Consider the following 11,595-nt stretch of genomic DNA (forward strand, 5'->3'; position numbering starts at 1 on the left):
ATAAAACACCTGCAGAGGTCTTCGCTGCAACATAAACATAAAATGTTGCACTTATATTGACAATCTATCATATAAAATATAAAAATTATTTTTTAGTTATTTTTATACCAGTTTCATGACCATTTAAGTCATATTTTTCAAAGTCAGTATTGTCTACTGCTTTTATTTCAACTGCTAATGTTTCAGTTTGTATATAGTTTTTGAATGCTTCTACAGCCTTAGCTATATCTTCATCTGAATTAAATTCTATATCTATATTATCTAAAACTTCGAAGTTGCTTGCTTTTCTTATTTGTTGAACTTTAGATATAAATTCTCTTACATATCCTTCATTTATTAACTCTTCTGTTAAGTTAGTATCTAATATAACGAATATGTTGTTTGCCATAGCAACGTCGAATCCTTCTTTAGCATCTATGTTTATTAAAACATGTTCTCTATCGAATTCGAATGCCTCTCCATCTAAATCAACAGTTACTTTTTCTCCAGCTTCTAATTTAGGAACTACTTCATTTGCATTAAGTTTAGCTAATGCACCTGCAAATAATTTCATTTTTGATCCTAATACAGGTCCTAATACTTTAAAGTTTGGTTTTAAGCTGAAGTTCATGTATTCTTCTAAGCTCTTAGCGAATACAACTTCTTTAACGTTTAATTCTTCTTTTATTAAGTCAACAACGTCGCTTATTACATCTTCATATTTACCATCAACTAATACTTTTGATACTGGTTGACGAACTTTTATTTTACTGTCTTCTCTTGAAGCTCTACCTAAAGCAACTAACGCTTTAGTTAATTCCATTTTTTCTTCAAGTTTAGCATCTATTAAGCTTTCATCAGCTTTTGGATAGCTTGCTAAGTGAACAGATACTTCTCCAGTTAAATCTCTATACATTTCTTCTGACATGTATGGAGCAAATGGAGCTATTAATCTGCATAATCCAGTTAATAATTCATAAGTTGTGTTGTAAACAGCTTTTTTATCTTCTGTTAATTCAGTAGCCCAGAAACGTCTTCTAGATCTTCTTATATACCAGTTAGATAAATCGTCATTTAAGAATGCTTGTATATTTCTTATAACTCTGTTAACTTCGAATATTTCTAAGTTTTCTACAGTTGATTTTACTAAACTGTTGTATTTAGATAATATCCATCTGTCTAGTTCTGGTCTATCTTTGTATTCAACGAAGAAGTCTTTTGGATCTATATCGTCAGTGTTTGCATATAATGTGAAGAAGTTATATACGTTTTTCATAGTTCCTAAGAATTTACTTTGTATTTCTCTAAGTCCAGCTTCATCGAATCTGATTGGAGTCCATGGTGGAGATACATATAATAAGTACCATCTTAAAGCATCTGCTCCGTATTTGTCGAATAATTCAAATGGATCTACTGTGTTTCCTTTTGATTTACTCATTTTCTTACCATTTTTGTCAAGAACTAAGTCGTTAACAAGTACGTTTTTATATGGTGCTTTACCCATTACGAATGTTGATATAGCAAGTAATGAATAGAACCATCCTCTAGTTTGGTCTATACCTTCACAGATATAATCTGCTGGGAATAATCTTTCAAATTTTTCTTTGTTTTCAAATGGGTAATGATGTTGAGCAAATGGCATAGCCCCACTGTCAAACCAGCAGTCTATAACTTCTTTAACTCTTGTCATTGGTTTACCACAATCTGAACAAGCTATATGGATATCATCTACATATGGTCTATGTAATTCTACTGTAGCTGGATCTACATTTTCTATAGCTCTTTCAGCAAGTTCAGCTCTTGATCCTATAGATTCAGTATGTCCACAGTCACATCTCCATACGTTAAGTGGAGTACCCCAATATCTAGTTCTTGATACTGCCCAGTCTTTTACGTTTTCTAGCCAGTTACCAAATCTACCTTCACCTACGAATTTAGGATACCAGTTTACTGTATTGTTGTTAGCAACTAATTGGTCTCTTAATTTTGTCATTTCTATATACCAGCTTGGGTTTGCATAGTATACAAGTGGAGTACCACATCTCCAGCAGTGTGGATAGTTGTGCTCTATTTTTTCTTTAGAGAATAATTTTCCTTCTGCTGCTAACCATTTTATTATTTCAACATCTATTCCATCTTCCATTACGAAGTGACCTTCCCATGGAGTAGCTGTAAATTTACCGTTTGAATCAACTGGTTGTATAACTGGAAGTTGATATTTTCTACCACAGTTGTAGTCATCTTCACCGAATGCTGGTGCAGTATGAACTATACCAGTACCATCTTCTGTTGTTACATAATCAGCGCAAGTCACGAAGAATGCTTTATCTGTAACTTCTACGAAAGGCATTAATTGTTCATATTCCATATATTCTAAATCTTTACCTTTCATAGTTTCAAGAACTTCATAAGTTCCTTCACCTAATACTTTGTTAGCTAAATCACTGCAAAGATAGTATACTTCTCCATCTTTAGCTACTTTTATATAATCTACTTCTGGATTTACTGTTAATGAAACGTTTGATGGTAAAGTCCAAGGAGTAGTTGTCCATGCTAAGAAATATTCATTTTCAGCATCTTTTTTCTTGAATTTACATATTACTGTATTAGTTTTTACTTCTTTGTATCCTTGTGCAACCTCGTGTGAAGCAAGACCAGTTCCACATCTTGGGCAGTAAGGTACTATTTTATGTCCTTCATATAGATATCCTTCTTTGTTGAATTTATCTAATATCCACCAAACTGATTCTATATAGTTGTTGTCTAAAGTTATATATGGGTTGTCTAAGTCAACTTCATATGCCATTCTCTCAGTCATGTTTCTCCATTTTGCTTCATATGAGAAAACTGATTCTCTACATTTTTCGTTGAATTCTTTTATACCATATTCTTCTATTTGTTGTTTATTTGTAAGTCCTAGTTCTTTTTCTACTTGTAACTCAACTGGTAAACCGTGAGTATCCCATCCAGCTTTTCTTTGAACTTGGTATCCGCTCATAGTTTTATATCTACAAACCCAGTCTTTTAATGTTCTAGCTACAACGTGGTGTATCCCTGGATTACCATTAGCTGTTGGTGGTCCTTCGTAGAATACGTAACTTGGATCATTTTCACCTTTTTCTAGCGTTTTTTCTAATATGTTGATGTCTTTCCAATATTTTGACACTCCTGCTTCTGCATCTTTAACAGAAGAATCAACAAGTGGCTTAAACTTAGCCATAATATCACCCTTTCTTATTTTTAAATTGCCATTATTTTCTCAATTTTCAAATTATACATACAAATGCTAGTTATTAATATATACATAAAACGTATATATATTTAATAATTCAAAAATTTTAAAATTAAAATATAATTGCTATTATATTAATAATCAATTATTTACCCAATAAAAAAACTCCTCCCTATACAAAGGGACGAGTTATAATCGCGTTACCACCCTAATTTTACATACTAAAAAAAATAATATGTAACACTCTATAGTTTAACGGCACTAACCGGCTCAGCTTAATAGATAAAATCGTTCAGCCTACAGCTCCAGAGTGATTTTCAACTTTCTCATAAATATTGGCTTTCACCTAATCCAACTCTCTGTAAAGTACTTAAAAGTCTACTCTCTCTATCACAGCTTTTATTTTTTCAATTATACTTGATAATTATACAATAATTCATTTATTTCGTCAATAAAAACATATTCAATTCATAATGTTATGATATTTCATATTATTACCAATATTTATTATTATATACATTTTATTTTAAATTTTTTAATATAATCCAAATCTATATTATTCATTTGTAACAGCATCATCAGTAGATTTTTTATCTACTTGGTTTGTATCTTCTTCAACTGCTATTTCTTCTGTAAATAAATCAGCACTATCTTCCATGTCTTCTTTTATATAACTACATTCTCTAAAAGGCATTTCACAGCTTTCATCTACATCATAGAATATTTCGTCTAAAGTTTCTAGTTCTTCTTTTATTAATGATTTAAATCTATTTCTAAATACTTTAAATTCTCTTACTAAGTTATCATATTCTTTTTTTAGTTCTAAAATACGATTATTAGTTTCGTCTATTATGTGTTTTGATTGAAGTTGAGCTTCTTCTACTATTATTTTTGCTTTTTTATTTGCAGCTACACAAGTATCCTCTGCAGCACTTTGAGCTGTAATTAAAGTTGCATTTAGTGTTTCTTCTATACTTTTGTATCTACTAACTTGTTCTTGATATAAAGTAACCTTTTCTTGAAGATCCATATTTTCTTTATATAAAGCTTCAAAATCCTCAGTTACTATTTTTAGAAAATCATCAACTTCATCTTCACTATACCCTCTAAAGGCTCTTCTAAATTCTTTATTTTGTATCTCAATTGGAGTTATCATCCTCTAACCTCCTATATAAATCTTTATAAAATAATTTTTGCTTTTACTTTTGTTCTACCCTTTTTTGTTAAATCTCCTACTTCAATAATAGCTCTCCCATGACCTCTAACAGATATGAGACTGTCAGATTTTATTTCTCTTGATGGAGATATTATCTTTTCGTAATCTACATTTACTCTTTCACCTTTTATTAGCTTAACACTATCATTTCTAGATAAGCTGTAAACTCCACTTATTATTGAATCTACCCTTAAAGACGAAACTGTAAAAGATATCTCCTTAAAGTTATGCTCGCTTTGTACGATATCTTTTACAGTTATTTCTTTAACCTTAACTTTATTTCTAGAAACTTTATCTAAATTAATAATTATAAAGTCGCATATATCTTCACTTACAACTACTTGACAGAAGTTATCGTGTATTAATATATCTCCAATTTTTTCTCTTTTTATACCTAAGTTTAATAAGGCTCCTAAATAATCTCTATGAGAAATTGCTTTAAATTTAAAGTTACCCTCAATTTGTATAACTCTTAAATCACTTTCTACATCATCTTCCTCAATATAGTATGGAAAAATATATATTAGCTGTCTTTCTGCATTTTCATATCCACCGTCTACTTTATATTTTAAATCTGATTCAGAATTTAAAATATCTATAGCATTTTTAACTTCAAATGGATTTAAAAATTCTGTAGCTTTTATATCGTAATTTTTCAAACAACTATTCGCCTTATCAATTACTTTGTACATTTTATTTTTTAGTTCTATATCTTTGATATGTGCTGTAAGTTTTAACTTTTCCATTTTATAAGAATATAGAGTATATTACTCTTTGTAATATTTGTATTAATAAAATTGCTATTAATGGTGAAAAATCAACAGGAATTGACACATATCTATATTGAACTCGTCTTATAGGTTCTTCAATTGGATCAGTAATTACGCTTAATGCTTCGTAAATTCTACTCATTCTAACTGAAGGTATCCAGCTTAATACGCATTGTATAACTATGATGAATGATATTACATCTAATAATCTTATTAGTGATACTCCCAATACGCTCATATTCTTGCTCCTTTATTTAATTATTTTTGCCAAGGAAAAAAGGCCTTACTTTCTAATTCTTTTTTCATGTTTGCGTCTATATCAACATTACTTGGCGCTAAGATAAATATAGCTCTCGATACTTTTTGTATTGTTCCATCTAATACATAAACAGCTCCACTCATAAAGTAGAATATTGCTTTTCTAGTATCTACATCTTGAGCTAATCCTTCTAAATTAACTATCACTGTTCTTTTTTGTTTTAAGTGATCTGCAATCACTGTTACATCTTCATATTTTTTAGGTTCTACTATTACAACCTTCATTGAACTTGTTGTATGTAAATTTACTATTTTGCTAGTTGTAGCAGCTTTAGATGATGATCTTATTGCTCCGATATCGTTACCCACCATATCTTCTTCATTTTCTTCTAAATCTGTGTCCATTTCTTCATCATCATAATATTCGTCCTCTTCTGTCATCCAGTTTTTAAATTTTGAAATTAGACCATTTGACATTATTTCCATCCTCCTTTAAATTTATAATAAAATACTTAATATTTTTAATTATATTTTTTATTAATATAATCCTTATCGTAAATTAATTTTAGTTATTGTAATTTCTAGATCCAAAAATCGCTGTCCCTACCCTTACAATAGTTGCACCATGTTTTATTGCTAGATGATAATCATGGCTCATTCCCATAGATAAAGTGCTCATTTCAACATTTTTTAAAGAAAGTGAGTCTATTTCTAGAGATAAATCTTTTAATCCTTTAAATACTGATTCTATAACTTCATCATCTTCTATAAATGGAGCCATAGTCATAAGACCTTTTATTCTTATATTAGGATATTTTTCTGATACCATTTTTACAAAATCAACAACATCATCCTTATAAAGGCCATGTTTTGTTTCTTCTTTTGATATATTAACTTGTACTAGACAATCTATGATTCTATCTATTTTTTCTGCTCTTTTTTGAATTTCTTCACATAAAGCCTCTCTATCTAGAGAGTGAATCATTGTCACTTTATCAATTATGTATTTTACTTTATTTGTTTGTAAAGTTCCAATAAGATGCCAGTTTACCTTATCCCCTATAACTTCATATTTTCTAGCTAACTCTTGGGGCTTATTTTCACCAACATCTGTTATTCCTGCATCTATAGCCTCAAAGACAGCATCAACATCAACTGTTTTTGTAACTGCCATTAAATTAACTTCTTGTGGATTTCTTCCACAGTCATTACATATTGATGCAATTTCGTCTTTAATTTTTTCTATATTTGATTTTATACTCATTTATTAATGTCACCTGCTTACTTTAATATTTTTATTTATAAAATTTGGATATAATAATATTCTATCATATAAATTCAATTTATTTTCATCCTTATTTTTATTATAATCCACATAATAATATTTTGCATCTTTATAATAATTTTTGCCTAAACTTACAAACTCTGGTATATTATTTTCCTCATTTATTACATAAACGCCCAATTTATTATTTTTTTCTACAACTGACTCTACGGGTATTTTAAATCCTTTTATATTTTTATATATTATATCAAATTCTTGAACTCTTGTATTGTAAATTGACATATTTTGTTCCATAATTTTTATGACTATTACGTCTTCATCTTTTTTTTCATATATTTTATCTATCTTCGCCTTAATTGCTTGTCCATTAGAGATTATTTTTAAATCTTGTGCTTCTTTAAAATGATTCTTGTCTTTATCTTGAAATATGCATATATAAGTTTCATTTGGATTGATTATTCTAAGTGCTACTTCTGATGAACTAACTTTGTGACTATTGCTATTTATTTTTATAAAATTATTTTCTAAAGAATCCAAGATGTTTGAATTTATATCATCTAATTTGTCTAATTTAACTTTTTCATAATCATTATCATATTCAAATGATACTATTCCAGAAGTAGGTGATATATTTTCTGTATAGTATTTTTGTTTTTGATTTTCTAGTATTTTAAGTTCTTCCTTTTTATTTAATATTATATTTGAGTTCATACTATTTTTCGATTTTTCTAAGTCATTTATTTCATTTTTTAGATCATCTATTTTTTGTGATATTTCTTCATTTTGTCCTGATTGACTTATAGTAAATAAACTTTTATCATTTTTAATTTTTTCGCCGTCTTCTACATTATATTTTATGATTCCATCTTCGTTAGCTTTGATTATGGTCTCATCCATGACTACTATTGCCTTTTTTTTAATTTGAAGGTCTATATTTTCTTCTTCTAAAACCATAGTCTTTGTAAAATAGCCAATTGTCCAAATTACAACTTGAACTAAAATATATAAAAGTACTATAAGTAAAAATAAATTTGTAAACTTTATTTTCTTTTTCTTCTTTTTAGCCATCTCTCCCCCCCCTAAAACAATTGGTTATATTATAATTTGTTTTTTTTAATTCTTTTTCCTTTAAATTGTGCCAAAACAAATTATTAAAAATACAAACAGCATATAGTGTTTTTTAACATAATTTAATATTTTTATACAAAAAAATTACTGTAAAACGATTTAAAAAATCATTTCACAGTAATTCTTGTATAATATTAATTTCTAATTTTTGAATGAATGTATTGGTGCTGGTATTTTTCCGCCCCTATCTATAAAGTCTTTAGATGAGAATTTGTTTACTTTCATTACTGGAGCTCTACCAAGTAAACCTCCAAACTCGACCATCTCACCGACTTTACACCCTGGAGCTGGTATTACTCTTACGGCAGTTGTTTTATTGTTAATCATTCCTATGGCTGCCTCATCTGCTATCATAGCAGATATTGTTTCAGCTGGTGTATCGCCTTCGACAGCTATCATATCTAAGCCTACCGAACATATTGCAGTCATAGCTTCTAATTTTTCTAAACATAATGAGCCCTTTAATACTGCATCTATCATTCCTGCATCTTCTGATACTGGTATAAATGCACCACTTAGACCTCCAACTCTAGAACAAGCCATAACTCCACCTTTTTTAACTGCATCATTAAGTAGTGCTAATGCTGCTGTTGTTCCATATGCTCCAACAACTTCAACTCCCATCTCTTCTATTATATTTGCTACAGAATCTCCAATTGCAGGTGTTGGAGCTAATGATAAATCGACTATTCCAAATGGAATGCCTAATCGTTTAGATGCCTCTTGTGCCACTAATTGTCCCATTCTAGTAACTTTAAAAGCTGTATTTTTTATAGTATCTGCTACAACATCAAAAGATTCTCCTCTTACTTTTTCTAAAGCCCTTTGGACAACTCCAGGACCACTTACACCTACATTTATTACTGTATCTGATTCTCCAACTCCGTGGAAAGCTCCTGCCATAAATGGATTATCTTCAACTGCATTACAAAATACAACTAATTTTGCACAGCCAAATCCCTTTTTATCTTTTGTAAGTTCAGCAGTTTGTTTAATAACTTGACCCATTTGTTTTATTGCATCCATATTCATCCCAGCTCTTGTTGAACCTACATTTACAGATGCACATACTTTATTAGTACATGCTAAAGCTTTTGGTATTGATTTTATCAATATTTCGTCGCCTTTAGTATATCCTTTTTGACATAAAGCAGAAAATCCCCCTATAAAGTCTATTCCTAACTCTTCGGCTGCTTTATCTAAAACTTTTGCAAATTCTACATAGTCTTTATCATCACAAGCCCCTGCTATTATAGATATAGGTGTTACAGAAACTCTTTTATTTACAATCGGAATTCCAAACTCACTTTCTATCTCTTGTCCTACTTTTACTAAATCTTTAGCACAAGTAGTTATTTTTTTATATATTTTTTCTCTTGCTTTTTCTCCATCGGAATCAATACAATCAAGTAAAGATATACCCATTGTTATAGTTCTTATATCTAATTTTTGTTCTTCTATCATATTTATAGTTTCTAGTATATTCTTAACGTTCATGATTTCCCTCCGAATTAAATTCTATGCATTTTATTAAAGATTTCTTCTCTTTGAATTCTTGTCTCTACCCCTATAGATTCGCCTCTTTTTTGTAAAGCTTGTTTAATTTCTTCAAAAGATTTAGGACTTTTTTCTAAATCAACCATAACTACCATTGTAAAAAACTCATCCATCAATGTCTGTGTTATATCAATGATATTGACATTTAATTTAAATAATTCATCAGATATTGCTGCTACTATTCCAACCTTATCTCTACCTATTACAGTTAAAAATGCTTTCATAGTTTGATTCCCCCTTTATATTGATGATTTAATTCTATGCCTCTTTTTACTCATTGTCAAACATGACGTATATATTTTAATTTCCTATATATAAAAAAAGAATGCCCTATATAAACCGAGGTTTATTGTGGCATTCTTTTTGCAAATTAAATTTAATTATTTAAATTCAATATTATTTTTTTGTTATTACATCTACACCCATGTATGGTCTTAATACTTCTGGAACTACTACAGAACCATCTTCTTGTTGGTAGTTTTCAAGTATAGCAGCTAATGCTCTACCTACAGCAAGACCTGAACCATTTAATGTATGACAATATTCTGCTTTAGAATCTTTGCTTCTTTTGAATCTTAATCCAGCACGTCTAGCTTGGAAATCTTCACAGTTTGAACAAGAAGATATTTCAACGTATCTGTTGTAACTTGGCATCCATACTTCTAAATCGTATTTAAATGCTGCAGTGAATCCTAAGTCACCTGTACATATTCTAACAACTCTGTATGGTAAACCTAATTGTTGTAATAAGTATTCAGCATTTGAAGTTAATTTTTCTAATTCATTGTAAGATTCTTCTGGAGCACATATTTTAACCATTTCAACTTTGTTGAATTGATGTTGTCTTACTAGACCTCTAGTATCTCTACCTGCAGAACCAGCTTCTGATCTGAAACATGGAGTATAAGCAGTGTAGTTTAATGGTAATACATCATATGAAAGTATTTCATTTGCATGTATATTAGTTAGAGGTACTTCTGCAGTTGGTATTAAGTAGTATCCGTTGTCTACTTTGAACATGTCTTCTTCGAATTTTGGTAATTGACCAGTTCCTAAGAATGAATTTGCATTAGCCATGAATGGTGGTATAAATTCAGTATATCCGTTAACTCCTGTATTTGTATCTAAGAAGAAGTTATATAAAGATCTTTCTAATCTAGCACCTTTATCTTTGTATAAAGTGAATCTTGAACCAGTTATTTTAGCAGCTCTTTCAAAGTCTAATATATCTAAATCTGTTCCTATTTCCCAGTGTGGTTTGAAATCGAAATCAAATTTTCTTGGTTCTCCCCATGTTCTTTCTTCTATATTATCCGCATCTGTTTCTCCTTGAGGAACTCTTTCGTTTGGAACATTTGGTATTCTAAGTAATCTATATCTTAATTCATCTTGAACTTTTTTAACTTTTTCATCTACAGCTTTTATTTTATCTGATAATTCTTTTAATCTAGCTTTATCAGCAGTTACGTCTTTTCCTTCTTTTATAAGTTGAGGTATTTTTTTAGATTCGATATTCATCTCATTTTTCATTACTTCAACTTCTTTTAATAATTCTCTTCTTTCATCGTCTAAAGCTACAACAGCATCAAGGTCAAATTCTTTTTCCCCTCTTCTGTCCATAGCTTTTTTAATATCATCTAAGTTTTCTCTTATTCTTTTGATATCTAACATTTTTTTCCTCCTAAATATTTTATGTATAATTGCACGTCTCATACAATATAAGCCCAACGTATTTATCCAATTTAACTATATTTTATTCATTTAAAATTATCTTGTCAATTCCCTTAAAAAATATAGTCTATGTAGTTTATAATAAATGGTCTCCCTAAAATATAAAATTTAAATATAATTCCCATTATGCATTTTTGAAATTTTACAAAAATAAGTACGCTAAATTTTAAGAAAATATACCTTTAATTTTCTGAAAAAGATTTCCTTATATATAATGCAATTTACACCCTATATAAAATTATAATCAATCTCAGAAAAATTTCCATATATAATTCTAATATAAATAAATATTTTTCTATTTTATGTCCATTTTTTTTAGTTTTTATACTAATTTGGAAAAATATTTATTTATTTTAAGTTGAATTGTAAATTAATGGAAGTAGCAATTTTAAATCCTTACTTTCCATATTATAACTTTTAATATATTGAATAAATATGT

10 protein-coding genes and 1 other annotated feature are annotated in these 11,595 nt (G+C 29.1%); all 10 genes read right to left on the reverse strand.

All coding sequences use genetic code 11. From position 1 onward, the window contains the following. Positions 1-85: 85 nt before the first annotated feature. Entirely contained in the window at positions 86-3,199 is a 3,114-nt protein-coding gene (gene ileS / locus ABCM86_RS13640) for an isoleucine--tRNA ligase (RefSeq protein WP_343004174.1), read from the reverse strand. 189 nt (positions 3,200-3,388) lie between these two features. Further along, positions 3,389-3,614: a binding site (T-box leader), on the reverse strand. A 153-nt stretch (positions 3,615-3,767) separates the two neighbouring features. Beyond that, positions 3,768-4,367, reverse strand: coding sequence for a DivIVA domain-containing protein (locus ABCM86_RS13645; RefSeq protein ID WP_195931008.1), 600 nt, complete (start codon positions 4,365-4,367; stop codon positions 3,768-3,770). A 23-nt stretch (positions 4,368-4,390) separates the two neighbouring features. Next, on the reverse strand, positions 4,391-5,086 hold the full coding sequence (locus ABCM86_RS13650; RefSeq protein WP_330605536.1) for a YlmH/Sll1252 family protein: 696 nt from the start codon (positions 5,084-5,086) through the stop codon (positions 4,391-4,393). An 88-nt stretch (positions 5,087-5,174) separates the two neighbouring features. Further along, entirely contained in the window at positions 5,175-5,435 is a 261-nt protein-coding gene (locus ABCM86_RS13655) for a YggT family protein (protein ID WP_195931010.1), read from the reverse strand. 20 nt (positions 5,436-5,455) lie between these two features. Beyond that, on the reverse strand, positions 5,456-5,941 hold the full coding sequence (gene sepF / locus ABCM86_RS13660) for a cell division protein SepF (RefSeq protein WP_330605535.1): 486 nt from the start codon (positions 5,939-5,941) through the stop codon (positions 5,456-5,458). A 79-nt stretch (positions 5,942-6,020) separates the two neighbouring features. Beyond that, a complete protein-coding gene (locus ABCM86_RS13665) occupies positions 6,021-6,719 on the reverse strand; it encodes a YggS family pyridoxal phosphate-dependent enzyme (protein ID WP_343004175.1) in 699 nt (232 codons plus the stop codon). A gap of 9 nt (positions 6,720-6,728) precedes the next feature. Further along, a complete protein-coding gene (locus ABCM86_RS13670; RefSeq protein WP_295732947.1) occupies positions 6,729-7,808 on the reverse strand; it encodes an HlyD family efflux transporter periplasmic adaptor subunit in 1,080 nt (359 codons plus the stop codon). A gap of 201 nt (positions 7,809-8,009) precedes the next feature. Beyond that, positions 8,010-9,365 (reverse strand): PFL family protein, encoded by a 1,356-nt coding sequence (locus ABCM86_RS13675; RefSeq protein WP_295676850.1) that lies wholly within the window; start codon positions 9,363-9,365, stop codon positions 8,010-8,012. A 14-nt stretch (positions 9,366-9,379) separates the two neighbouring features. After that, complete coding sequence (locus tag ABCM86_RS13680) at positions 9,380-9,649, reverse strand: ACT domain-containing protein (RefSeq protein ID WP_195931015.1); 270 nt, start codon at positions 9,647-9,649, stop codon at positions 9,380-9,382. Between the two features lie 172 nt (positions 9,650-9,821). Beyond that, entirely contained in the window at positions 9,822-11,096 is a 1,275-nt protein-coding gene (gene serS, locus ABCM86_RS13685; protein WP_195931016.1) for a serine--tRNA ligase, read from the reverse strand. Between the last annotated feature and the right edge of the window lie 499 nt (positions 11,097-11,595).

It is taken from the genome of Clostridium sp. 2218st1_F5_2218SCRN_220325, assembly GCF_039062665.1.
In the GTDB taxonomy this organism is placed as follows: domain Bacteria; phylum Bacillota; class Clostridia; order Peptostreptococcales; family Peptostreptococcaceae; genus Intestinibacter.